Source organism: Mycobacterium sp., assembly GCF_965230835.1.
In the GTDB taxonomy this organism is placed as follows: Bacteria; Actinomycetota; Actinomycetes; order Mycobacteriales; family Mycobacteriaceae; genus Mycobacterium.
The window spans coordinates 2,026,756-2,050,355 of sequence record NZ_CBDDLW010000002.1 but is presented as its reverse complement, the minus strand read 5'-3'; the positions used below and the strand labels follow the sequence as shown (position 1 = coordinate 2,050,355).

Annotated in this window: 21 protein-coding genes; 9 read left to right on the top strand and 12 right to left on the bottom strand. The window is 62.8% G+C overall.

Translation table 11 applies throughout. The features are described 5' to 3' along the window. Positions 1 to 12: 12 nt before the first annotated feature. A complete protein-coding gene (locus ACO07W_RS09850; RefSeq protein WP_421842780.1) occupies positions 13 to 1,473 on the bottom strand; it encodes a lipase maturation factor family protein in 1,461 nt (486 codons plus the stop codon). Between the two features lie 214 nt (positions 1,474 to 1,687). On the opposite strand from ACO07W_RS09850, the gene ACO07W_RS09845 reads away from it, so the two are divergent. Further along, on the top strand, positions 1,688 to 1,840 hold the full coding sequence (locus ACO07W_RS09845; protein WP_421842778.1) for a hypothetical protein: 153 nt from the start codon (positions 1,688 to 1,690) through the stop codon (positions 1,838 to 1,840). A gap of 192 nt (positions 1,841 to 2,032) precedes the next feature. On the opposite strand, the gene ACO07W_RS09840 is transcribed toward ACO07W_RS09845, so the two are convergent. The 3 genes from ACO07W_RS09840 to ACO07W_RS09830 all read right to left on the bottom strand — a co-directional run bounded on the left by ACO07W_RS09840 (position 2,033) and on the right by ACO07W_RS09830 (position 6,858). Continuing rightward, positions 2,033 to 6,352, bottom strand: a complete 4,320-nt coding sequence (locus tag ACO07W_RS09840) for an alpha-(1->3)-arabinofuranosyltransferase domain-containing protein (protein WP_421842776.1) — start codon at positions 6,350 to 6,352, stop codon at positions 2,033 to 2,035. 13 nt (positions 6,353 to 6,365) lie between these two features. Further along, entirely contained in the window at positions 6,366 to 6,539 is a 174-nt protein-coding gene (locus tag ACO07W_RS09835) for a DUF2613 domain-containing protein (protein ID WP_421842774.1), read from the bottom strand. 64 nt (positions 6,540 to 6,603) lie between these two features. Beyond that, positions 6,604 to 6,858 (bottom strand): DUF2613 domain-containing protein, encoded by a 255-nt coding sequence (locus ACO07W_RS09830; RefSeq protein WP_421842772.1) that lies wholly within the window; start codon positions 6,856 to 6,858, stop codon positions 6,604 to 6,606. A gap of 132 nt (positions 6,859 to 6,990) precedes the next feature. Between ACO07W_RS09830 and ACO07W_RS09825 the strand changes: the two genes are divergently transcribed. From ACO07W_RS09825 to ACO07W_RS09815, 3 genes are all read left to right on the top strand, one after another. Continuing rightward, positions 6,991 to 8,166 (top strand): glycoside hydrolase family 3 N-terminal domain-containing protein, encoded by a 1,176-nt coding sequence (locus tag ACO07W_RS09825; protein WP_421842770.1) that lies wholly within the window; start codon positions 6,991 to 6,993, stop codon positions 8,164 to 8,166. A gap of 65 nt (positions 8,167 to 8,231) precedes the next feature. Continuing rightward, positions 8,232 to 8,858: a TetR/AcrR family transcriptional regulator gene (locus ACO07W_RS09820; protein WP_421842768.1), complete on the top strand. Its 627-nt coding sequence runs from the start codon at positions 8,232 to 8,234 to the stop codon at positions 8,856 to 8,858. A 75-nt stretch (positions 8,859 to 8,933) separates the two neighbouring features. Then, positions 8,934 to 10,193, top strand: a complete 1,260-nt coding sequence (locus tag ACO07W_RS09815) for a chloride channel protein (protein WP_421845907.1) — start codon at positions 8,934 to 8,936, stop codon at positions 10,191 to 10,193. Between the two features lie 3 nt (positions 10,194 to 10,196). Here ACO07W_RS09815 and ACO07W_RS09810 read toward each other — a convergent pair whose 3' ends face one another. Then, positions 10,197 to 11,048 carry a MaoC/PaaZ C-terminal domain-containing protein gene (locus tag ACO07W_RS09810; RefSeq protein WP_421842766.1) on the bottom strand — a complete coding sequence of 284 codons (852 nt, stop codon included), beginning with the start codon at positions 11,046 to 11,048 and terminating at the stop codon, positions 10,197 to 10,199. A 77-nt stretch (positions 11,049 to 11,125) separates the two neighbouring features. After that, a complete protein-coding gene (locus ACO07W_RS09805) occupies positions 11,126 to 12,490 on the bottom strand; it encodes a 3-oxoacyl-ACP reductase (protein WP_421842764.1) in 1,365 nt (454 codons plus the stop codon). Between the two features lie 139 nt (positions 12,491 to 12,629). On the opposite strand from ACO07W_RS09805, the gene ACO07W_RS09800 reads away from it, so the two are divergent. After that, positions 12,630 to 13,979, top strand: coding sequence for an acetyl-CoA C-acetyltransferase (locus tag ACO07W_RS09800; protein ID WP_421842762.1), 1,350 nt, complete (start codon positions 12,630 to 12,632; stop codon positions 13,977 to 13,979). 159 nt (positions 13,980 to 14,138) lie between these two features. Here the strand turns inward: ACO07W_RS09800 and ACO07W_RS09795 are convergent, their stop codons facing one another. Then, a complete protein-coding gene (locus ACO07W_RS09795; protein WP_421842760.1) occupies positions 14,139 to 15,974 on the bottom strand; it encodes an acyl-CoA dehydrogenase in 1,836 nt (611 codons plus the stop codon). Between the two features lie 284 nt (positions 15,975 to 16,258). On the opposite strand from ACO07W_RS09795, the gene ACO07W_RS09790 reads away from it, so the two are divergent. Continuing rightward, positions 16,259 to 16,747, top strand: coding sequence for a flavin reductase family protein (locus tag ACO07W_RS09790; protein ID WP_421842758.1), 489 nt, complete (start codon positions 16,259 to 16,261; stop codon positions 16,745 to 16,747). On the opposite strand, the gene ACO07W_RS09785 is transcribed toward ACO07W_RS09790, so the two are convergent. Further along, entirely contained in the window at positions 16,744 to 17,238 is a 495-nt protein-coding gene (locus tag ACO07W_RS09785; RefSeq protein WP_421842756.1) for a hypothetical protein, read from the bottom strand. The two genes, ACO07W_RS09790 and ACO07W_RS09785, sit on opposite strands and share 4 nt — an antisense overlap. A 292-nt stretch (positions 17,239 to 17,530) precedes the next feature. Between ACO07W_RS09785 and ACO07W_RS09780 the strand changes: the two genes are divergently transcribed. Further along, positions 17,531 to 17,683 carry a hypothetical protein gene (locus ACO07W_RS09780; RefSeq protein ID WP_421842754.1) on the top strand — a complete coding sequence of 51 codons (153 nt, stop codon included), beginning with the start codon at positions 17,531 to 17,533 and terminating at the stop codon, positions 17,681 to 17,683. Between the two features lie 199 nt (positions 17,684 to 17,882). On the opposite strand, the gene arsM is transcribed toward ACO07W_RS09780, so the two are convergent. Then, a complete protein-coding gene (gene arsM / locus ACO07W_RS09775; protein ID WP_421842752.1) occupies positions 17,883 to 18,662 on the bottom strand; it encodes an arsenite methyltransferase in 780 nt (259 codons plus the stop codon). A gap of 164 nt (positions 18,663 to 18,826) precedes the next feature. Between arsM and ACO07W_RS09770 the strand changes: the two genes are divergently transcribed. Together ACO07W_RS09770 and ACO07W_RS09765 are read left to right on the top strand one after the other, a co-directional pair. Beyond that, complete coding sequence (locus ACO07W_RS09770) at positions 18,827 to 19,135, top strand: ArsR/SmtB family transcription factor (RefSeq protein WP_421842750.1); 309 nt, start codon at positions 18,827 to 18,829, stop codon at positions 19,133 to 19,135. A 191-nt stretch (positions 19,136 to 19,326) separates the two neighbouring features. Further along, positions 19,327 to 19,956 (top strand): DsbA family protein, encoded by a 630-nt coding sequence (locus tag ACO07W_RS09765; protein ID WP_421842748.1) that lies wholly within the window; start codon positions 19,327 to 19,329, stop codon positions 19,954 to 19,956. Positions 19,957 to 20,051: 95 nt separating this feature from the next. Here the strand turns inward: ACO07W_RS09765 and ACO07W_RS09760 are convergent, their stop codons facing one another. From ACO07W_RS09760 to ACO07W_RS09750, 3 genes are all read right to left on the bottom strand, one after another. Beyond that, entirely contained in the window at positions 20,052 to 20,222 is a 171-nt protein-coding gene (locus ACO07W_RS09760; protein ID WP_421842746.1) for a hypothetical protein, read from the bottom strand. Between the two features lie 588 nt (positions 20,223 to 20,810). Continuing rightward, positions 20,811 to 22,037: an IS110 family transposase gene (locus ACO07W_RS09755; RefSeq protein WP_421845748.1), complete on the bottom strand. Its 1,227-nt coding sequence runs from the start codon at positions 22,035 to 22,037 to the stop codon at positions 20,811 to 20,813. Positions 22,038 to 22,393: 356 nt separating this feature from the next. Then, positions 22,394 to 23,371, bottom strand: coding sequence for a tyrosine-protein phosphatase (locus ACO07W_RS09750; RefSeq protein ID WP_421845906.1), 978 nt, complete (start codon positions 23,369 to 23,371; stop codon positions 22,394 to 22,396). Positions 23,372 to 23,600: the final 229 nt, after the last annotated feature.

Sequence of the window (23,600 nt, the reverse complement as noted above, 5' to 3'; positions counted from 1 at the left end):
TTGGTTGACTGTCTAAGCGGCGGGTGGCGGGGTGAACCCGGTGTACGACATCGGTGGGACATAGCCCCTAATCAGCGTGCGGCGCCACCAAGCGCGTTCATGTCGCAACTCGTGCGGGGTGGTAAAGCGGTATTGGTAGAGCTGCGCGCGGACATAACGCGGTGGTGAATCCGGAAAGGGGTTGTGACGCAGCAGCCGCAACGCCGCCGCATCGTTGCACAGCAGCCGGTGTAGAAGCGGCCTCAGCCACGGTCGCGCGTAGCCCGGAGAAATTGCGGCGAACCACATCAGCCAGTCCAGGCGAAGATGGTAAGGAGCCCACTGTCGCGGCATGCGCCGCGCCGCGCCGGGCTTGCCTTTGAATTCATATTCTTTCCAGACTGTCCGCGCCGAGATCGCTGACTCGTTGGTTCCTTCGATCACCACTTCCCGGCGGACGCGGCCGATGCTGCCGAAGGCGCCGTAGCTGTTGACGAAGTGAAACGGATTGAACGACGCGTTCATTCGTTGTCGCCGGGACACCATGTTGCGCGCCGGCCAATAACTCAGGAACACCGCCACGGCCGCGAATGCCAGCACCAGGCCGGCGAACCACGTTGGCGGCCCCGACGGTTCCGGCGCCCTGGTGATCGGCGGTAGTGCTGCCGGCCACCACGTTATCCACGACGGGTCGATTGCGCTGCACGCAAGCAGGATCGTGAGCCAGTTGAGCCAGGCGAAGTTACCCGACGCCACCAGCCACAGCTGGGTGATGATGATGAGTGCAGCGGCGGTGGAGGCAACCGGTTGGGGAGCGAACAACCCGAACGGCACGATGAGCTGAGCAAAATGGTTGCCGGCGGCTTCAATTCGATGCAGCGGTTTGGGCAGGTGATGAAAAAGCCAGCTGAGTGGTCCCGGCATCGGTTGTGTTTCGTGGTGGTAGTAAAGACACGTCAGATTGCGCCAGCACGGGTCGCCGCGCATCTTGATCAGACCTGCGCCGAACTCGACCCGAAACAGTAACCAGCGCGCCAACCAGATTGTTAGCAGCGGCGGCGACGTGCTGTCGTTTCCGAGGAAGATCACCAGGAATCCTGTCTCGAGCAACAACGATTCCCAGCCGAACGAGTACCACACCTGGCCGACGTTGACGATCGACAGATAGAGCACCCAAAGTGTCAACCACATCAGCATTGCTGCCCACAAGGGCACGAGATCGGCTGCACCAGCGATGATCGCCGCCGACACCACCGCACCGACCCAGGAGACGGCGGCAAACAGCCGATCGGAATAATGCAAATGAAAGACACTTGGTGCGCTCCAGAAAGATCGTCCAGCTAAATACCTCGGTACCGGAAGAATTCCCTGCTCGCCGATCAGCGCCTGGAATTGTCGAGCTGCCGCGACGAACGCGATCAGATAGATGGCCGCAGTGCCCCGTTCGAGAGCCAACCGGCTCAGCCAATATTCAGGTGCTAAAAACCACTCCATGGTCGCAACTCCTTCGGGCGCCCGTGCTCGCCCCTGTGCGTCCAGTCAAACAGCCGGTAAATCCAGAGCAAAGCAGGCGGCATGTCTGCGGCCGCAAATTCTGGCGGTGTCTCAGATGTGACGAAGTAAAAGACTGGACCGACATGCGTCGCCCGTACCCAACGCAGAGTTGGGTGGGCGGCTATTCGGGCCTTGCTGTCTGCTGGCGATTGGCGTGCAGAGTCGTTGTGCCAGTGCGGTTTTTGTTGGCCTTGGCTTCACTTACCGCGTTGTTGACCGAAGCGCTGTCAGCAGTGTGGGGTACGTGATCAACGAAGCGACTTCGGCAGCCGAGATGGCGGTCGTGGCGCAATACGGGGTGATGTAGGTGCTGTCTTGCCGCAAATTCATGCCGGGGACACCGAACGTCTCGCCGCGGCGGCCCGCTCCCGTCGGAAGTCGCCCCACGCCAATTGTGCGACCAAGGCGCGACGTAAGAGGCCGTGAGTGACGTTGATGGCCATGGACGATCCGATACAGGAAAATGGCATGAGCGCTCAAGGCGGTCACTGCCGAGATGTCATTTCCCCCGGTTTGGGCGTACGAGACCTCCGGACACCGCCGATGCCGCAACCGCCGCAACCGAAACGAGTGCCAGCAGCTGCACACTTGCCGAATGCCCGGCGTAGCCGTCGACCGATCGCCACGGATGCCGGGATAGTGCCGCCCCAGCGAGGATCAAACCGCCTGCGCTCAGCGCGACAGTGACGCTGTCGCACAACAGCTCTCGGCCGCGTAGCACATAGCGGAGAACAACAGCGGCGCTGACCACGGCTGCCCCGATGAGACCCGCGATTAGCGCGCCGGCGCCTATCACCGCGACCGTACCCCATGCCGCAGGTTTCCACGGCTGTGCGGGCGGGTCGTCTGGAGGTCGCCGCCGAGTCCGCCAAAGGGCGAGCAACGCCAGCAACGGCAACAAAGCTAGCCCCATCGCCAGGCCTGCTCGATACCAAACGTTGGAGACAAATGTAAGCGTGATGGTGCCGGGGTCTCCGGCGGGCACTACCCAGCCTTGCTGCCACCCGTTGACGGCCACCGGCGTGAGCCGGAGGCCGGTGCTGGTGCGTGCCACCCAGCCGGGATTGATGCTTTCGGGCACGACCAACACCCGGGACTTAGCCGCCGCCGGGGCGCGCACCTCCCGGTGGCCGGGACCCCACTGTCCTGCTTCCGCCGTCTCGGCCAAACCTCTTGTGGGGCTGGGTAAGTTGGTCGCGAGTGGAGTCGACAGCCGGACGCCGTCCACAACGAACCGCACCCCGGGGTTGATCAACAGCTCCTGCTGCCCGGCCGGTAGCTTGATCGGTTTGTGTTCACACGGTAGCGCCGGAACTGGCTTGCCCCTGATCAGCGCGCCCGCCGTAGTCCGAATCGATGTGTGCACGAACCGGCCCGCGACCGCGATCACCGGACCGTGCTCGCAGTCGACAATGATAGGCCGCGCTCGGTTGCGGGTCGCGTCGGCGGCCGCGATCGGTCTTCCGTCGGCACCCAGCACCGCTACTTCAGCCAGGCCGGGTGGCTTCAGCTGGTCGAAGCCCAGTGCGTTGCGGTCGATCACGTCGGGCCAATCGAGCAGGCTGAGTTTGACGGTGTCGGTGATCTGGGGGTGCAAGGACAAGGTTTGCGGCGAGGCTGTCTGGCCATCGCTCGACGTCAACGCGCGGACCTGTGGGCCGTCACCCAGGTTGATGGCCACCATCGTCGGGTGAGCCGGCAATGTTGACCGGCTGGGGACCAGGCTTAGCCCGGACACCTTGCTTGGTCGGGGCAGAGTGAGGGTGAGCGTTGGTGCCGTTTTGTACTGGGCCACTTGCTGTGGCGCCGTCCACGCCGTAGTCGGATCGCCGTCGGTGGCAGCGTACGCCGAGCCCAAGACATCGACGACATCAGAATCACCCCGGGCTCGTGTGGTCTCCGGTTCAGCGATCAGATCGGCCAGCTTGGGGCCCTGCCGTGGTCGCACCCACAGCATCGGAGTCACTGCCACGGGGCTTGGCACGGTCAGGGTCCGGCTGAAATTGACCGGCTCTTCGGGCGCAAGCGCCATCGATGCGGCGCATCGGACACTGTCAGGCGCTTGGGCGCACCCTGGTCTGCCGAGCAACTCTGCCCCCAGGTCCCATCGTGCGACCGGCGTATCCGCCGGCGGCCCAGGAACCAGTACGGAGTGCCGCAGATTGACCGGGTGGGCGAATCCTGAAGCGTCGTATTGAGTGATCGCCAGATTGGTGATCCCGAACTGCGCCCCTGCTGATCCATCGTCGGTAGCGGCTGCGGTGATCCGCACCCACGGAGTTTCGCCATAGGGCAGCGCGGCGGTGAGCGGCTTTCCAGCCTCGTCGAATCGAAGTGTCGTACTGCCGGTGGCGGTCTCGATTTGGATGCGGCGGATCTGGGCACCGACAGCCGTTGGACTCGGCGTCACGGTGATGACGGCGTTGGACAGCGGGTGGTCCAAGTTCACCTGCAGCCATTGCCCGACGGCGGCCTGCAATGCGTTGGATACCCACGCGGTCGCCGGGTCGCCATCGATCGCTGCTGCAGGCGATGTCGCCGGAGCCACATCAGGCATCGCGGTGGAGTCGGATGAGGAACTCGACGCCGTGATTCGTCCTCCGGTCCACTCTCCGAAGACCGTCGCGGCGCCCGGCACCGGGTAGTCGGGCATCCGGTTGTAAGTGTGCCGGGTGTCGCCTTCCGTGCGAATCGCCGACGAGTGTTGGTCTACCCGACCGTAGTCAGTCTCACGTGCCAATGGTGTGTCGGTGACTGTCACGAACGGTACCGGGAGGTGCGCAGCTTGAGCGTCTGCGGTCAGCAGGACCGGGCCGAGCGCTGGCTGGCCCAGCTGGCGCCGCCGCTCGTCGAGACGCAGCAACACCTCAGGCCCGCCGCTGACCCGCGGCAGCTGATCGATGTCGGCGAAGTAGGGGGCGGCGGGATTTCCCGCAACAGCTCCGCGGCCGGTCACTCGGTATATTTCCAGGGCGGGATAGTGCGGGCGCAGGTCGCTGTCGGTGACGAATCCCGACAGTGCATCCGGACCCGCCACTGTGCCGAATTCAGCGACTTTTTCCAGCCGAGGCGACCCAGAAATGGCTCGGTGCACCAGGATCGGGCGCGCTGAGCGCGACGTCTCGGGATCGAGGTCGTTGCGCAGCACGACGTAGGAAATACCTTGGCTGGCCAAGGTGTCTGCGAGTGCCACCGATGGTCGCCCAGCCGCGAACAAGCGTTGCACAGAGTCCAGCGCTCGGATGGTCTGCGGCGGGGTCAGTGGGATGGAGTCGCGCACCCCCCACGGGCTATCGCCAAGCACTTGCAGCGGTTCGTCGTGGCTGGTGCCCCACACCTGGGTAGCGAACGGAGCGCCCGGAACTACCAACACCCGCCCGGGAACCGATTCCGCGATCCGCTGCCCAGCCTGATGCCCAGAGTTGTGTTCGCTGAGCCAGTTGGCGGCGTCATGCCAGTAGTCGGGTATCGCCCTAAATGCGCCGGGCGGGGCGAGCCGGCCCGTCCAGGCCAGCGAGGTACTAACCATCAGCGCAGTCAGGGCCACAATTCCGGCCGCGACTCGTTTGTCACGTTCGGGATGCGCGAACGAACTCAACCACACCGATGTTGGTGGACTGCCAGGAAGCGGTATCCGGCCCAGCATCTGGGCGAAGCCGAGCACAAGCGGGATTCGGATCACCGACTCCAGCTTGTGTACGTTGCGCAGCGGAGCGCCGCCGGCGTCGAGGAAAGTCTGCACCTGATGGGCGAGCGGCGAGCCTAGACCGCCGCTGTAGCCGACTGCCAGCAAGACCACCCCGACGAGCAGCATTGCGACCAACCGACCTCGCGCCGGCATCCGCCGGCTGGCTAGCCCGGCTAGGCCAGCCGCTGCGACCAGGCAGGTAGCTAGGACGGCCACAGACCTGGTGACCAGCGGGGCGCCTGCGGTCGCAGTGGGTGCTACGAACGGTGTCCAGCTGTCGGTGCCGCGCAGCATCTCCACCAGCGACGACCATTGCGTCGTCACGCCTGATGATTCGATGAAGTCCAGGAACGGTGGGCTGACGGCGCGTAGCAGCCCCAGCGCCACCACCCACCACAGCATCGCCACCGATAGGGCCAAAAGCGACCACCCGGTGTAGCGCCACCACAAGCGATTCGGCCGGTGACAAGCCCACCACAACACCGCGGGCAGGCAGCCGGCCAGCGTGGCGATGGCGTTGACCGCGCCCATCAACGCCACTGCCATTCCGGCCTGCGCGGCAAGTGCCCGCACAGAGCGGGTTGGTTCCTGACCAGGCAAAGTTCCTCGCAACGCCACGATGGTGGGCAGCAGTACCCAGGGCGCCAGCATCATCGGCAGGGTTTCGGATGAGATGGAGCCGAGTGTGGTCAGCACTCGCGGCGAGAGCGCGAACGCTGCCGCGCCAATCACGCGTGAGGTCGGGCTGCCGATGCCCAAGGCCTCGGCCACCCTCAGCAGCCCCCAAAAGCCAGCTGCAAGCAGCAAAGCCCACCAAAACCGCTGGGTGATCCACCCGGGCACTCCCAACAAGTGGCCGATCAGGAAGAAGGTGCCGTGTGGAAAAAGATAGCCATAAGCCTGGTTCTGCACCTGACCAAACGGCAGCTCGCTGTTCCATAGGTTGGTCGCGCGGGCCAGGAAACGTAGCGGGTTGGTGGTGAGGTCGAGTTTGGTGTCAGACGCAATCTTGCCTGGTGACTGCGCGAACGTCAGAGCCAGTGATACCGCTGCGACCAGCAGTAGCCACCGTCGGGAGAGCCGCGGTGTTGCCCAGCCTGAGGTCGCTTCTGCAGGCGCGGCCTGCGTCATGCCTGCCGCCGGGCTAGCTACGGTTGCCGTACTCGACCCGGTTGAGCACGGACGACGACGGATCGCCGCCAGGGAGTTGGGGCTTCGTGTCTTGCTGCACCATCAAGGTGATGCCGAAAATTGCCGCGGCGCCCAGGAGCAGACCGACCACCACGCTCGCAGCGGCGGGCGCGACGATCCGATTCATCGGGGGCTCCTCCGGGTCCGCGGGCATGACACTACTGATTATCGACAACTTAGCAGAGTTGTATTCATGGCTGGAAAGAGCGATCCTCGTCGTCGACGTCGGAATACCCGCGCGATGCTGTGCTGGTGCGAGGTAGATATAGGTCACGATCGCACCGGTCGCCGTACTGCACGGCGGTGGACGCCACCGGGCTCGGCGCTTCGTGACTAGGGACCACGTTTGTGTCGTGCGCGACAACCGTCGCACCGATGGTCGCGGCGGCCCCGATCGACAAACCGGCAATCATGCTGGCTGCCGCCGCTAGTGTGAAACCGGGCATTCGCGTGGTCCCTGCTCCTCAAACAGCGTCGGTCGTCAACGTAGCAGGGGGTTCAGCCCAAACTTGGTGATGTAGCCGCACTCGGCGCGCCCCGGGTCCGGTGGCGGGCCGTCGGCGTGAAAACATATGCGGATGGCTTTTGCCCGCACATTGGCTGTTGTTGTCGCAGCATCGGCGCTGGTGGCAGCGTGTGGCCGCGACGCGGCACCACCCGCATCCTCGTCCGATGCGGCCAGCGGTTCGCCGGGTGCCAGCATCCCAGCGGCCGTTCCCGCGCCGCCAGTGTGCGCTGAACCGGCCGCCGTCCCGGCGATGTTGTCCGTCCGCGACAAGCTGGCTCAGCTGTTGATGGTCGGGGTTCGCGACGCCGATGATGCCCGGGCGGTTGTTGCTAGCTACCACGTCGGCGGAATCATCATCGGCAGCGACACCGATTTGTCGATGTTGACCGACGGCGCGTTGGCCGATCTCGCTGGCAACGCTGGCCCGTTGCCGCTTGCTGTCAGCGTCGACGAGGAGGGCGGTCGAGTTTCACGACTGAAGTCGCTGATCGGCAAGTCGCCGTCGGCTCGGGAGCTGGCTCGGCACCAAACCGCTGAGCAGGTTCACGACGTGGCGTTGGAGCGGGGCCGCCGGATGAAGGAACTAGGCATCACCATCGATCTTGCCCCCGTGGTCGACGTCACCGGCGCGCCAGACGACACTGCCATCGGGGACCGGTCGTTCGGTGCGGAACCGAATGTCGTCACCGCGTATGCCGGGGCGTACGCGCAGGGTCTGCGCGAGGCCGGGTTGTTGCCCGTACTCAAGCATTTTCCCGGCCATGGACACGCCTCCGGAGATTCCCACAAGGGCGGAGTCATCACCCCGCCGCTGGCCGAGTTGCAGGTCAGTGACCTGGTGCCCTACCGAACGTTGTTGACCGCGGATCGGGTGGCAGTGATGCTCGGTCACTTGCAGGTTCCCGGGTTGACTGGCGATGATCCGGCGAGTCTGAGTAAGGCCGCCGTCGACCTGCTGCGTACCGGCACCGGATACGGCGGCCCGCCGTTTGACGGCCCGGTGTTCAGTGACGATCTTTCCAGCATGGCCGCCATCTCCGACCGGTACGGCGTGGCCGACGCGGTGTTACGTACGTTGCAGGCTGGCACCGACATAGCGTTGTGGGTCAGCACCGACGAAGTACCTGCGGTCCTCGATCGGTTGGAAAAGGCGGTGGCCGCCGGCGAGTTGTCTGGTCCGGCGGTCGATACTGCGGTGGTTCGGGTTGCGGCTATGAAGGGGCACAACCGGGTGTGTGGACGCTAGGGCGTGTGCTGACGCGCCACAGTGCTTACTCTAGAGTCAGGTAGCTGGGCTAGAGGGGCGCGACAATGGCAGGTGGTACCAAACGGCTACCGCGTGCTGTCCGTGAGCAGCAGATGCTCGACGCCGCCGTGCAGATGTTTTCGGAGAACGGCTACCACGAGACCTCAATGGACACCATTGCGGCCAAGGCGCAGATCTCCAAACCGATGCTTTACCTGTACTACGGGTCCAAAGAAGAGCTGTTCGACGCATGTCTGAACCGCGAAATGAGCCGATTCATCGATGCGTTGCGAGCCGATGTCGACTACGAGCAGAGCGCGAAGGACATGCTACGCAACACCATCGTCTCGTTTCTTCGCTACATCGACGCTAACCGAGCATCATGGATCGTGATGTATACCCAGGCCACGAGCTCGCAAGCCTTCGCCCGGACCATACGCGAAGGTCGCGAGCAGATTATCGAGCTGGTGGCCGGGCTAGTGCGGGCTGGCACCCGCAGTCCCCGGCCGGACGCTGAAATCGAAACGGTGGCTGCGGCGTTGGTGGGTGCCGGTGAGGCAGTGGCCACAAGGCTCAGCACCGGTCAGACCGGCGTTGAAGAGGCCGCGGAGTTGATGATCAATCTGTTCTGGCTTGGGCTTAAGGGTGCACCAGCTGATCACGATATCGAGCCCAACTTCTTGACCGGCTAAATTCGCGCAGTGGCTGATCTGCCCGACTCCTCCTCGGACCGTTTCGCGGCCCGCATTGTCGGCGGGCGGGCTGCGGTGTTCGGCCGCAGTACCCTCCACTTCTTTTGCGCAGTGGTTATCGTCGGACTGTTGGCGGGGTTTGCAGGGTTGTTGACGACGGTGCTGTTGCGTTGTGTCGAACACCTTACGTACCACTACACCTTCGGACCGCTGCTCGATGGGATCACCGGTAGCAGCCCGGCCCGCCGAGCGCTGGGGCCAATGGTTGGCGGCATGCTCGCGGCAGCTGGATGGTGGATGTTGCGGCGGAGATTCCGCGTCCCGCCGCTGGCTACGACCATAGGCCGCCACGAGCGGATACCGCGGTTGTCTTGGAGCATCGATGCGGCGTTGCAGGTGGTGCTGGTTGGCTCCGGCGCATCGCTGGGTAGGGAAGGAGCTCCGCGCCAGTTCGCGGTAGCTCTGAGTGATTTCGCTACTGGGTGGCTGACACGGTTGTCCCCTCGCGATCGCGAGATCTTGCTGGCGTGCGCGGCCGGAGCCGGACTGGGCGCGGTATACGCTGTCCCACTCGCCGGTGCGCTTTTCGCTGTGCGGATCATGTTGAACACCTGGCATCCGCGTGCGTTAGGTGCGGCGCTGATCACCTCGAGCCTGGCCGTCGCAATTGGTTCGGCGATCACGCATGACCGCCCGGAGCTGGACTGGCCCAGCGCAGATTCGACGTATCTGTTGAGCGCGCACGGACTGGCGTTGGCGCCGCTGGCCCTGGTGGTGGGAATGGCATTCAACCGACTCATGGCGCGAGCTCGTCCGGCCAGGCTGATGCAGTCTTGGGTGCTGTTGCCCGCGCTGGCTGCAGCCGGGCTGCTTACCGGCATCTGTTCGCACTGGTGGCCGGAGCTACCCGGCAACGGCAAGAGCATCCTGACGGTCAGCCTCGCCAGCGGGATGACGTTGTCGGCAGCCGCAGTGATTCTGCTGTTAAAGCCCATGTTGACCGCCTTGTACCTACGTGCTGGAGGAGCCGGCGGTATGCTCACACCGTCGTTGGCCACCGGGGCCGCGGCGGGATCGCTCGTGGTGCTGGCGATCAATTCGACGGCATGGACTCACCTGGACGCGCCGACGGTTTCGCTGGCCAGCGCCGCTGGGGTACTCGCGATCACGCAAGGTTCACCGATTTGGGCCGCGATCTTCGTCTGGGAGCTCGCGCGGCCCCCGATCTGGCTTTTTGCGGTCTTTATCGTGACCTCGGTCGGCGCGTATGGGCTGAGAGTGCTCCTGAGGCGATTTGTTGTAGCGGCTTCGTTGGGTGAGCAACGAAGCGGTTAAGAGTTACAGCGCCCGGACCGTCCCGGTCAAGTACGGGTACCGCTTGGAGATGTTGCGCAGCGCGAGATCCCAACCATCGGAGCCGGTTGTGGCTTCATCGACGTACAAGCCAGTGGTAGCAGGCAACACCACCGGCTTGCCGAATCGCACCGAGTAGCGCACGGCGTCCGGAAATCGTGCTTCGATGTTCGCTAATACCGCTGCGGCGCTGAACATCCCGTGTGCAATGACATTGGGGAAACCGAACAATTTCGCGACGATCGGGATCGTGTGAATCGGGTTGTGATCGCCGCCGACAGAGGCATAGCGGCGGATCCGGCTTGGGCTGATCCGCAGCACACTGCTGGGCGGAGGCAGCCTCGGCTGCTTCATCGGCGGTTGCTTTGGCTCGCCGGACAAGCTGGTGCGTTGTTGGTGTAAGAACGTGGTCACCTGGTGCCAAGCTGTCTCCGTGCCCACGTTGACGTCTGTCACCAAGTCGACCAGCAGGCCCTTTCGGTGTTCGCGCAAGTTCTCGGCATGAACCTGCACGCCGACCGTGTCGGTTACCGCTATGGGCCGGTATTGGGTGATGTGGTTCTCGGTGTGTACCGATCCCATTGCGGCGAAAGGGAAATCGAACCCGGTTACCAGCGACATCACTGCGGGGAAAGTCAACGCGAACGGGTATGTCAACGGCACATTAGTGCCGTAACGCAGACCGGTGACTGCGGCATAGGCGGCGACTTTGGTGCGGTCGATGGGTAGTTCCTCGATGGTGACCGTGCGGTTGGGCAGCTGGTCTCCCCGCGGCACCACGGGTAGTGCCCCGGCCGCCGCCCGCAGCAGGTACTGTAGGCCGCTTGGTTGGTTCATTGGGTTCTCCTTGAACTCTGTCCAAATTGTCCGGCTCCTTCTCGGGCCGTTGTGGACCTCATCGTCGCCGAACTAAGTCACGCGCCAAGCATGGCTTGACCGCAGACGCGAATAACATTGCCGGTCACTGCGTTTGAAGCCGGGCTAGCGAAGTATGCGATGGTCTCAGCGACATCAATGGGTTGACCGCCCTGCAACAGCGAGTTCAGGCGGCGGCCCACTTCGCGGGTGGCCAGCGGGATAGCCGCGGTCATCTGGGTTTCAATAAATCCCGGTGCGACGGCGTTGATCGTGATGCCTTTTTTGGCAAGTCCGGGTGCGAGCGCCTCCGTGATGCCGATCATCCCGGCCTTCGTGGTTCCGTAGTTGGTCTGTCCGCGGTTACCCGCGATTCCAGCAATCGACGACAGCCCGATCACTCGACCGCCTTCGCCGATACTGCCGTTGCCGACCAGCCCTTCGATGAGCCGCTGAGGCGCGAGGAGATTGACAGCCAAGACCGAATCCCACCGGGCGTCGTCCATGTTGGCCATCAGCTTGTCTCGAGTGATACCCGCGTTGTTGACGAGGATGCTGGCGTGCCCGCCGTAGTGGTCGTTCAGGTGCTCGGTGATTTTTTCAACCGCTTCGTCGGCGGTGACGTCGAGCCACAGCGGGGTGCCACCGACATGGCTTGCGGTCGCAGCCAGGGCCTCCTCTGACGACTCCACGTCGATCGCGACGACTTGGGCTCCGTCGCGGGCGAACACCTCGGCAATCGTTGCTCCGATGCCGCGGGCGGCTCCGGTCACGATGGCAACCTTGCCGTCGAGGGGCCGGTCCCAGTCGGCCGGCGGCGTCGAATCGTCGGCTCCGACGCGAAAAACCTGGCCGTCAACGTAGGCGGACTTGGCCGACAAGACGAACCGCATGGTGGACTCCAGGCCAGTGGCGGCGGGCTTGGCTTTCGGCGACAGGTATACCAACGTGGCGGTTGCGCCGCGGCGTAACTCCTTGGCCAGTGAGCGGGTAAAGCCCTCCAGGGCGCGCTGCGCGATCTGTTCGTCGGCCTTGCTGGTGGCTTCAGGCGTAGTGCCAACCACCACGACGCGACCGCAGCGACCGAGGTTGCGCAGCACTGGTGTGAAGAAGTCGTGTAGCGCTTTAAGCGCCGACGGCGTCGTGATGCCAGTGGCGTCAAACACTAGCCCGCCGAAGGAGTCGGCCCAGCGGCCGCCCATGTTGTCGCCCACCAGGTCGTAGTCATCGCCAAGCGCCACGCGGAGTGGTTCGGCCACCCTGCCGTCGCCCCCGATCAGCAACGATCCGGCCAGTGGCGAATCACCGGGTCGATAGCGGCGCAGCGTTTCGGGTTGCGGGACGCCAAGTTGTTTGGCCACAAATGATCCGGGGCCGGAGCTGACAACCTGTGAGAACAGATCTGATGAAACTTTGGGGGCCACTGAGCTGCCTTCCGTGTCGGGCGTGCCGTACTACGGCAACCGTATCGGGAACGAACTTACTTCAGAGTAAGAACAGTGAGTAGTATGGCCCCCGACGGCCGATCACCCAAACTGATTGGCCCGGAGACCCACGGAGAAAATGGTGGCCCCTGCAACTTCTAAGACAAGTAACCAGGCTGCTCAGGGCAGTTCAAACGGGCGGCGACGCGTCGCTGTGCTGGGCGGCAGTCGCATCCCGTTTGCGAGGTCGGACGGCGCGTATGCCGATGCGTCCAACCAGGATATGTTCACCGCGGCGCTGACTGGCCTGGTAAACCGATTCGGTCTCGCCGGCGAACGACTGGGCCTGGTAGTCGGCGGTGCTGTGCTCAAACACAGCCGCGACTTCAACCTGATGCGCGAATGTGTTTTGGGTTCCGAGCTGTCGGCGTATACGCCAGCGTATGACCTGCAGCAAGCGTGTGGCACCGGTCTGCAGGCGGCGATCGCGGCGGCTGACGGCATCGCGGCTGGCCGCTATGAGGTGGCCGCCGCAGGTGGTGTGGACACCACCTCGGACCCGCCGATCGGACTGGGCGACGATCTGCGGCGGACCCTGCTGAAGTTGCGCCGATCCAAGTCCAATGTCCAGAGGTTGAAGCTGGTGGGCTCGTTGCCGGCCAGTCTTGGAGTCGAGATCCCGGCCAATAGTGAGCCTCGAACCGGGTTGTCGATGGGGGAGCACGCTGCCGTCACCGCCAAGCAGTTGGGGATCAAACGCGTCCACCAGGACGAGTTGGCTGTCGCCAGCCACCGCAATATGGCGGCCGCCTACGATCGTGGCTTTTTTGACGACTTGGTCACCCCATTTTTGGGGTTGTACCGAGACGACAATCTGCGCCCCAACTCCAGTGTGGAGAAACTGGCCACGCTGCGCCCGGTTTTTGGGGCGAAGGCAGGCGACGCGACGATGACCGCTGGCAATTCGACTCCGCTGACCGACGGTGCATCGGTCGCGTTGTTGGCAACCGAGCAGTGGGCGACCGAACATTCACTGGCTCCGCTGGCCTATCTTGTGGATGCCGAAACCGCCGCGGTGGACTACGTGAACGGGAGCGACGGCCTGCTGATGGCGCCGACGTACGCGGTGCCTCGCCTGCTGGCGCGAAATGCGCTGAGTTTGCAGGATTTCGACTTCTACGAAATCCACGAGGCATTCGCTTCGGTGGTGCTGGCTCATCTGCAAGCCTGGGAGTCTGAGGAGTATTGCAAGCAGCGACTGGGCCTTGATGCCGCCCTTGGGCCGATCGATCGGTCGAAGCTCAATGTCAACGGTTCATCCTTGGCTGCCGGCCACCCGTTTGCGGCCACTGGCGGACGGATTCTCGCGCAGACCGCTAAACAAATCGCTCAGAAGAAGGCAGAACAAAAGGGCAGCAAACCCGTTCGAGGATTGATTTCGATTTGTGCTGCCGGTGGCCAGGGCGTCGCGGCGATTCTCGAGGCCTGAATCGCTGGCGGCATTCCCTTCGGGCAGCAGGTTGGCAAACATCTGAAACACAAGGTCCTCCGTTTCACGGTGATCAAGGGGGACCTTGTGTTTCAGTGCAATTGGTGCTTCCAGCCGACTTTCGCAGTCGCGCCCCGGCTGGATGGTCGGCGGTTATCTCTAGAAGGCGGCTTCGTCTAGTTCCATGATGTCGTTATCCAGTGTCTCGATGATCTCGCGAGTACTGGTCAGCAACGGCAGGAAGTTTTTCGCGAAAAATGATGCAGCCGCGACTTTGCCCTCGTAGAAGGACCTTTCGGTGCCGCTGGCGCCCGAATCGAGCGCCTGCAACGCCACTACTGCCTGACGCTGTAGCAACCAGCCGATAACCAGGTCGCCGACGCTCATCAGGAAGCGCACCGAACCGAGGCCGACTTTGTACAGGCTGGTGATGTCCTGCTGGGCCGCCATGAGATACCCGGTCAGCGAGGCCGCCATCGCCTGAACATCGGCCAGCGCCTTGGCAAGCAGCTCGCGTTCTGTCTTCAGTCGGCCGTTGCCGGATTCGTTGTCGATATAGTTCTGGATCTCGCCCGACACGTGGGCCAGGGCGACCCCCTTGTCGCGGACAATCTTGCGGAAGAAGAAGTCTTGCGCCTGGATGGCGGTGGTGCCTTCGTAGAGCGAGTCGATCTTGGCGTCCCGAATGTACTGCTCGATCGGGTAGTCCTGCAGGAAGCCCGAGCCGCCGAGGGTTTGTAGGCTCTCGGTGAGCTTTGCATACGCTTGTTCGGAGCCCACGCCCTTGACCAACGGCAGCATCAGGTCGTTGATCTTGACGGCCAGCTTGGCGTCCACGCCGTGTACGGCCTGGGCGACCGCGGCGTCCTGGAACGTTGCGGTGTAGAGGTACAGCGCGCGCAGACCCTCCGCATAGGCTTTCTGGGTCATCAGCGAGCGACGTACATCGGGGTGATGCGTGATGGTCACCCGTGGCGCGGTCTTGTCGGTCATCTGGGTAAGGTCGGCGCCCTGTACCCGGGATTTGGCGTATTCCAGCGCATTCAAGTACCCGGTCGACAGCGTCGCGATCGCCTTGGTACCGACCATCATCCGGGCCTGTTCAATGACCTCAAACATTTGCGCGATACCATCGTGCACCTCGCCCACCAGCCAGCCTTGCGCGGGTAGGCCGTGCTGGCCGAACGACAGTTCACAGGTCGCGGAGACCTTCAAGCCCATTTTGTGCTCGACATTGGTCACGAAGACGCCGTTGCGTTCACGCGGCTCGCCGGTCTCGAAGTCGAACAGGAATTTGGGGACAAAGAACAGCGAAAGCCCTTTAGTACCTGGACCGGCGCCCTCGGGACGGGCCAGCACCAGGTGAAAGAGGTTCTCAAACAAGTCGCCGGAATCGCCTGAGGTGATGAAGCGTTTGACGCCGTCGATATGCCAGGAGCCGTCCTCCTGTTTTATGGCTTTGGTGCGGGCAGCGCCCACATCGGAACCGGCGTCCGGCTCGGTGAGCACCATCGTTGATCCCCACTGGCGCTGGGCGGCCAGCACCGCCCACTTCTTTTGCTCCTCGGTGCCGAGGTGATAGAAGATCTGCGCGAAACCGGCGCCGCCGGCATACATCCACACAGCCGGGTTGGCGCCCAGAAGATGCTCGTGCAGTGCCCACATCAACGCTTTTGGCATTGGGATACCGTCGAGGTCGTGCTCGAGTCCGGCCCTGTCCCAGCCGGCTTCCAGAACTGCTTGGACCGACTTCTTGAATTCTTTCGGCAGGGTCACCGAATGGGTTTCCGGGTCGAAAACCGGAGGATTGCGGTCGCCTTCGACGAATGATTCGGCGACCGGCCCCTCGGCCAGTCGGGCGACCTCTTGCAGCATTTCCCGGGCGGTATCGGTGTCCAGATCGCTGAACTCTCCGTCGCCTAAAACCTTGTCCACGCCCAATACCTCGAACAGGTTGAATGCCTGGTCGCGGACGTTGCTCTTGTAGTGGCTCACTGAGTTCCTCCTCGTTGAGAGTGCCACCTGTCGGTTGGGTACTCGATAGTAAGTTACCCACCGGTAACACTGCCAAAATATATCGTCCAGACGGCTCGGCGCAAGTCAGTGTGAGCTACATTTCACCGAGCCGGTGGCGGGTATGAGGTCATTGCGAGTGCCGGCGACGGTACTCTCGGTTCGTCACCGCTCGCGAACCGGGATATGGCGATCGCACACTGATATTCGGCGAGTAGGGTCGGACACCGGAAATCCTTTTCGACTCAAGGGGCGAATGAAGTTCAGTGAACGCCACGCATAAGCTGACAGCGTCCTCTCTCCGGGAGGCATTCGGTCACTTCCCGTCTGGTGTCGTAGCTATCGCCGCTGAAGTCGACGGAGTTCGAGAAGGCCTGGCAGCCAGTACATTCGTTCCCGTCTCGCTGGATCCGCCGCTGGTGTCGTTTTGTGTGCAGAACGTCTCGGCGACATGGCCCAAACTCAAAGGCGTCCCGATGCTTGGTATCAGCGTGCTCGGCGAGGCGCATGACGAGGCCGCACGCACACTGGCGGCGAAAACCGGGGACAGGTTCGCCGGCTTGGAGACAGTGTCCAATGGGGCCGGTGCGGTGTTCATCAAGGGCACCGGCCTGTGGCTGGAGAGTGCAATCGAGCAACTGATCCCGGCTGGTGACCATACGATCGTGGTGCTGCGAGTCAGCCACGTCACGGTTGATTCCGACGTGGCTCCGATCGTGTTCCATCGCAGTGAGTTCCGCCGGCTCGGCGTCTAAAAAGACGCGTCTGCCGGCCTTTTGAATCGGTTGGCAACGTAGGTGAGAACAACCCGAATTGCCCCCATCCAGTAATCCAGGAGGTACTTACCCGTGGCGTGGGCCGGTGGCACGGAGTAGGTGTTGCCGCGGTAGGACAACAGGGCTTGCGCGGATGCTTTGCGGGTCACCGCGACCGGCAGATGAGGCGGGACCGGGCGAAACGGCTCGGCGGCGGCGAGATCGGTTACGGTGCACCGGTTCCCGTCCGGGGCGATCCGGGGGCGTTGGTCGGTAATCTGCTCGCAGAACTCGTCCAGCGATGCCTGCGCGGTGGCTGCGGTGATGTCCTCGGGCAGGCTGCGTCCAGCGTTGCGCGGCGCTGTGGTTGGCTTTTTCGACCACGCCTTTGCGATGGCCGCGTAACGGGCGGTCACCGCCCCCGTGCCGGGGTGGACAACGGTGGCCATCCGGTCGAACCGCCAATCCTTCGTGAGGCCATCGAGTTTCATCGCGATCTGATGTTGCGACTGCGCCCGGTGCGGCTGGTCCATCGATTCGCACAGCCTGCCGCGCCACTTAGACGAATGTGCCAGTGCCCCGACCAGCAGGTAGGCCCGTTTGCCGTGGCCGTCCCAGCTGGCCGGTGGGTCGGGCAGCTCGACCCAGTCCCACTGCGTTTCCTCACTGGGCGGGTGGTCGATGACCGCGACCGGGCGGACCCTTCGCCGGTCGGCACCGCTCGCACGCCGGGCGCAGACCGCGCTGCCGCAACGCCCGGGTGAACGATGGGTAGGAGCGGTCGTGCCCGAGTTTGCCGACCTCGTCGAACAGGGCGGTGGCCCACAAGTGCGGATCCTCGCTCAGTCTGGCCGTGCAGTAGTCGACGAACCGGGCGAACGAGTCCTGCCCGGCGGGGGCACGCTGGCCGACCTGCCGGGGTCCCCGTTGAGATAGGCCCGAACCGTCTTACGGTCCCGGCCCACGTGCCGGGCGATCGACGAGATCGACCAGCCCCGCTTTCGTAGTGCATGGATGTCCACGTCGTTCTCCTGTGTGAGGGGGTCCCCTTCGGTCAGCTGGTGCGTGGTCAGAGACCGCCAGCATCGAAGAGGACCCGCCTCCTGTTGCGGGAACCACGCAGGTGGGGTTTCCGTTATGTGGCTGGCTTGGCCGCGCGGATGATCGCGCCGTGCATTGCTTCGGCTACCTTATGAGTGAACGTGATTGATGCATCAGCGAATCCTGCTGCTGTCAACCCGTTGAGGTATTCCTGCTTGGATAACGCTCCAGCGATGCAGCCGACGTAGGAGCCGCGTTCGGCGCGTTCGGGAGCGCTGAGGCAATCTTCGGCAACGACGTCGGTGATCCCGATCCGTCCGCCGGGAACTAGGGCGCGGAACATCTCGGCGAGCACGGCCGGTTTATCGACGGACAGGTTGATCACGCAGTTGGAGATCACCACGTCAACTGCGTTGTCGGGCAACGGTATGTCCTCAATGGTGCCTTTGCGGAACTCGACGTTGGTGGCGCCGGATCTGGCTTTGTTCTGCTCGGCGAGGGTCAGCATTTCGTCGGTCATGTCTACGCCGTAGGCAAACCCGGTCGGACCAACCCGTCGCGCCGATAACAACACGTCGATTCCGCCACCCGAGCCCAAATCGAGCACGCGTTCACCGGGATGTAGCTCGGCGACTGCGATTGGGTTGCCGCAGCCCAGGCTGGCCGCTAGTGCTTCGGCGGGGATCTCGGATTGCTCCTCGGTGCCGTAGAGGCCGGCACCAAAAGAGGCATCCAGTTTGTTCGAACCGGCTGTTCCACAGCTACTTCCCGCCGTCAACACATCGCTGTTGGTGTCGCCAGCGGCTACTGCGTTGGCGGCCGCGGCGTATTGCGTCCGGACTTGATCGCGTAGCTCATTGTGTGTGTCGGTCATCTCGCACCTCTCATATCGATAATCATCTATACGATGGATAGTGCACCAACCATTGATAACTGTCAATATGTATGTGGCATACTGTTGCTGTGCTCGGCGCAACTGTGTCGTCAACGAAACGCGATGGCTCATCGCTTGCAGCCGACCCCGTTGCATGCTGCAGCTTGATTGCGGATGCGGTGCTGGATGCCGCGGCCGTCGAGCGGCTGGCCGCCGTGCTCAAGGCGCTGGGTGAACCGACCAGGCTGCGGCTGGTGTCGTTGATTGCGGCCCATGAGGGAGCCGAGGCATGCGTGTGTGATCTGACCGCGCCAATTGGATTATCCCAGCCGACGGTGTCGCACCACCTCAAGATTCTGGTAAACGTTGGCCTGCTTGCGCGGACGCAGCGCGGAAAGTGGGCTTACTACCGGTTGGTGCCCGCCGTGCTTGAGGCGCTGTCCGGCGTACTTGCCGGCGCGCATCGTCTCTGACGTGCGCCGATTGACAATCGGCGAGTTCAACGCGCTGGCGGCGTAGTTCGACAGATCGGCGGTGCAATCCTGTCCATTATCTTGACTTATATCGAAAAGGTGTGCATGATCGACCCAGTTGATGATTTCGATATATGTCACATGGCCTTGATGCTGAACGGTATTCAGGGATTTGACGAGAGGACGGCACTATGCCAAGGCGGTCTATCGCTGATTTCTGGTTCGATCCGCTGTGCCCGTGGTGTTGGATCACGTCGCGCTGGATTCTAGAGGTAGAAAAGGTGCGAGATATCGACGTCCACTTTCACGTCATGAGCCTGGCGGTGCTCACTGAAGGCGGCGACGTCTGTGATGGATATCAGGAGCTGATGGCGCAAAGCTGGGGGCCCGTGCGGGTGGCGATCGCTGCTGAGCAGGCCCACGGGGCCGCCATTCTCAAACCCCTTTACACAGCGATGGGCACTATCATTCACAACCAGGCGAACCTCATATACAACCCGGCTAGCTTGGACCTAGGCCAGGTCGTTGAGGAGTCCTTGGCCGAGACTGGCCTGCCGCCGGAGCTGGCAGCAGCCGCGACTAGCCAGGCTTACGACGACGCCCTCCGCAAGAGTCACCATGCTGGAATGGATGCCGTTGGCGCGGACGCCGGCGCGCCGACCATACACTTTGACGGTGTGGCGTTCTTCGGTCCGGTGCTGTCGAAAATTCCACGCGGCGAAGAGGCCGGCAAGCTCTGGGATGCCGTGGTGACGCTTGCGGCATATCCGCACTTCTTTGAGCTTAAACGGACGCGCACCGAGCCACCACAATTCGACTAGATGTGATGTCTCTACGAATGAGACCCTGGCCCAGGGCGTGAGCGAAGGTATTGCCAGGCGGGAGATCGAATTGGGCAGATCCGAACGGGTCCCCGTCAGTGGGCGGCGCCGTAGCGGCGCGCAGCAATGATCGCCGAGTGCGCGGGCGGCATGTCTAGGCAACCACGCAACGCGTCGCCTAACACGGTGACATGGGTATGAACAGCTGCCTTGTTCAACCCGGCGGTTGCGCGGAATGCCTCCGCAGAACCCAGGCCCGCGCTCACATCTGGGCCGGAGGCAACACCCGCACCTGCGGGTGTGCTCGCGCAAGCGAGAAGATCCGATAACGCCCAAGCCGCATAGGGGAATCCTGCGATCTTCAGTCGCGGGAGGAGGGCCGAATCTATCTTTGAGTGTGTGGCTTGGGGTGGGTCGCTCAACGGCGCGGTGGATGTTGATTGGTCCGATACTGCCTGATCCGGTCAAGCAGGTCTATGGGCGCAGGCTGTGGGCACGACACTTCAGCGATGCCGCGTGCGGTTGCGGCAGGTGTGGCGTTGATGGGCATGCCGCGCGGGAAATGTCTAGTGGTCGTGCTCGATGCGCGGTTGCCACCGCTGGCGGCCGCCGGTGATAGTGATTTGCCTGTTTTGGCACAGAGCAGGCGCTGTCCGAGCGGAATGCGATGAGCGCGGCCACCTGATACGTATCTAGTCGGCGACAACGAGACAAGGCATTTGGTCTTGGGTGATCATTTTGAGAGCTGCGACAGTTCGTGAGGTTGCGCTATGCGGTCATTTGGTTTCGCAGCGCTGTGACGCGTTCGGGCGTCATGCCGAGTTGTAGGGAAAGACATCTCACGAAGTTAAAAGTCAAGCCACGAGCGAGGGAGGAGGTGGAAAGGCTAGATGTTCGGTGTAGTGCTGGCCGGTTTGCAGGCAGTGGTGGAGTTGGCCGAGGAATTTGTTGAACAGATGTCGTTGGGCTTGGTGGTTCCAGTCTCCTGCGGCGCGGCGGGTGTCGTAGTGGCGACGGGCGCCCGGCGAGGCGCGCAGCGATGCCAAAGCCCAGATGGGACCCACGGCGGCCAGGCGCCGGTTCTTGATATGGCGGTGCAACACGAGGGTTTTCTTGCCGCTGGCGCGGGTGATCGGCGCGGCTCCGGCGAATGCTTTCAGTCCGCGGGCGTCGGTGAAGCGGGCGCGGTCATCACCGATCTCGGCGAGTACCCGGGCACCGGCCAGGTTCCCCAGTCCGGGGAAGCTGGTGATGATCGTGGAGTCCGGGTGCTGCTCAAAATGGGCGGTTGCCGCCTCGGCGAGATCAGCAGCAGTGGTGCAGGCAGCCTCGAACTGACCCAGCAGCCCTGCCAATTGGATACCCATCGCGTTCTCCACGACCGGTGGTTGGTGCAGGTAGGTGTCGGTGAACACCTCCCGCAACCGTTCGATGTCACGGTCGAGATGGCGGCGGCGGCCGGCCTTGGCCAGCAGTCGGCGCAGTCGGGCCGGGGTCAGCTTGGTCGCCTGGGTGGGGGTTGGTGCAGCAGCCAAGATGGTGCGCGCATCTCGACGAGCCAGCCCGCCCTCGGGCAGGTCGGCGAACGCGGTGATGGCCGCCGGGTAGAAATCTTTGAGCACATCGCGAATCTGGTTGCCGATGTGTTGACGTGCCCATACCGCGTCTTGCTGAGCGCGGGCCAGCACCCGGATCGCCTGGGCCAACTCGGTGTCGGCGGGCAATGGGCGGTGCGCGCCGGGGTCGGTGCGCACAATATTGGCCAGCAGCACCGCGTCGGCACCATCGGATTTGGCCCCCGACACCGCATACCGTGCCCGATACCGCGAAGCCGCCAACGGGTTGATCGGATAAATCACCCGGCCAGTTTCTCGCAGCGCCGCCACCCACAGGCCACGATCAGTTTCCATCCCCACTGGTATCGGATCAGCGGCACTGTCACCGGCCTCAGCCAGCAACGTCAACAGCTGCGCGAACCCGGCCGCATCATTGCCCAGCCGTGCACGGGCTACCACCCTCCCGTCGTCATCAACCACAGCAACATCGTGATGCTCAGTAGCCCAGTCGATTCCACAAAACAAGCCCAAGACGTCCTCACTTTTTCGTCGGTGGATGGTTGCGCCGTTACCGGTGGACTCACGCGGCGCCCTAATCGCGGGACTCCAAGGTCCGTCATCTCACTAGCCGTCCGTGACTCCAGCACATCGCAGGACTTCGTTCTGTCGAAGAGCTCAAGGCTCGAGAACAACCATCAGGAAGTCACCCCTGCGACGGGCTCGGGCAACGGAATCTCACCACCAACCCGACAAGACCTGCCGCCAGACGCGCCGCTCTTTCTCAAGTCGTCGAACGACGGGAACACCAGACGTCACCTGACGGCAGATCCCGCAAGAAACAGGCCCCGGTCACCAACACCCGGACCGGTAACCAATCCCTACTAAACGATTAGGAACTCATCGAAGGAGCCGAACTTCTGATCGATCGTTGCCCACAGTGCCGTTAGGTACTCGGGTCTAAGTTTGACCGCATCGTATATGTGTTGCGGAGTTTCCCCTAGTTCGGCTGCGACCCTATGGAACTGCCGGTTGTTGGTGGGTTGCAGGAAGACGCTGGAGAATGAGAATCGGTAAAACAAGGTGCTTTTAGGATTGTCGTGTTCAGGTTGCAGCAGAATATTTGATGCGAGATAGTTCGCTTCGATCGTCTTTTCGGAAACTCCAAGTGTTCGCAGCAAGATCGCGGTAGCGATGCCAGTTCGATCGCGCCCACCGGTGCAGTGCATCAGCAGTGCACCTGTTCGAGTTGGGTCGAGCAGTTGGTCGAACATGGCCTTGTATGCCGTCAGCTTGGGAATGAAGGCTGGATCGCCGTAGCTATTGACCAATGCGAACATCCGGTAGAACGGCCCGAAGCTGTCGACCTTCCTACGGTCGTACATCTGTGGGGAGAATCGATGCTGATCAAGTAGTTCGTCGATCCTATTGAAGTCGATTTCGTCCTGGTTGACCGGCGAACTGACCCTGTTCACCTCCACGGGTAGGCGATCTGGGTGCTTAGCCTGCTCTTGCGGACCTCGGAAATCGATTACTGTCTGGATGTTCAGACGATCCAACATAGCGAGATCTGTATCCGTCAGATACGTCAATGCGGAACTACGGTAAAGGATTCCGGGGCTGATGGCGCGACCATCCGCAATCCGGAAACCCGCGACAGCACGGGTGTTGAGCGCTCCCTCCATAGCGACAACGTCACCAGAACTCTCCGGATCCTCCAGGGATGCGCCTGACGAAGGTCCGCCAGAAGATTCACACCCGCCGCCAACCATCATGACGCCAACAAACGTAGACACCAGCACCCAAAGTCGGGTGCACCTGTGGACGGCACGCATATCAAACCAATTAGTCACCACGACCATGCCCACCTTTTTGATATAAGTCAATCATACGGGTGGCATCGCCGCTGATCTGTCGGACTCCTGGTCGGCCGACAGGGGGTCGGCCGCATCGCATAGCCACTCAGCTGTGCGGTGCCAAGTCTGTTCGGTTTCTCTTTGCGGATCGATCGTGTGCGGCGTGCTCCGAGTTAATGCAGGTAGGTAGCTGGTGAGTGGTTGGATCGGGCCGGGTCGGGTCTTGTGCGTCTAT

Excerpts from the sequence above, each read along its gene's own strand:
- ACO07W_RS09835 (WP_421842774.1), bottom strand. The coding sequence starts at position 6,539 with ATGAATCGGATCGTCGCGCCCGCCGCTGCGAGCGTGGTGGTCGGTCTG.
- ACO07W_RS09785 (WP_421842756.1), bottom strand. The coding sequence starts at position 17,238 with ATGAAACTCGATGGCCTCACGAAGGATTGGCGGTTCGACCGGATGGCC.
- ACO07W_RS09810 (WP_421842766.1), bottom strand. The coding sequence starts at position 11,048 with ATGAACCAACCAAGCGGCCTACAGTACCTGCTGCGGGCGGCGGCCGGG.
- ACO07W_RS09825 (WP_421842770.1), top strand. The coding sequence starts at position 6,991 with ATGGCTTTTGCCCGCACATTGGCTGTTGTTGTCGCAGCATCGGCGCTG.
- ACO07W_RS09840 (WP_421842776.1), bottom strand. The coding sequence starts at position 6,352 with ATGACGCAGGCCGCGCCTGCAGAAGCGACCTCAGGCTGGGCAACACCG.
- ACO07W_RS09820 (WP_421842768.1), top strand. The coding sequence starts at position 8,232 with ATGGCAGGTGGTACCAAACGGCTACCGCGTGCTGTCCGTGAGCAGCAG.
- ACO07W_RS09850 (WP_421842780.1), bottom strand. The coding sequence starts at position 1,473 with ATGGAGTGGTTTTTAGCACCTGAATATTGGCTGAGCCGGTTGGCTCTC.
- ACO07W_RS09750 (WP_421845906.1), bottom strand. The coding sequence starts at position 23,371 with ATGGTCGTGGTGACTAATTGGTTTGATATGCGTGCCGTCCACAGGTGC.
- ACO07W_RS09765 (WP_421842748.1), top strand. The coding sequence starts at position 19,327 with ATGCCAAGGCGGTCTATCGCTGATTTCTGGTTCGATCCGCTGTGCCCG.
- arsM (WP_421842752.1), bottom strand. The coding sequence starts at position 18,662 with ATGACCGACACACACAATGAGCTACGCGATCAAGTCCGGACGCAATAC.
- ACO07W_RS09830 (WP_421842772.1), bottom strand. The coding sequence starts at position 6,858 with ATGCCCGGTTTCACACTAGCGGCGGCAGCCAGCATGATTGCCGGTTTG.
- ACO07W_RS09800 (WP_421842762.1), top strand. The coding sequence starts at position 12,630 with ATGGTGGCCCCTGCAACTTCTAAGACAAGTAACCAGGCTGCTCAGGGC.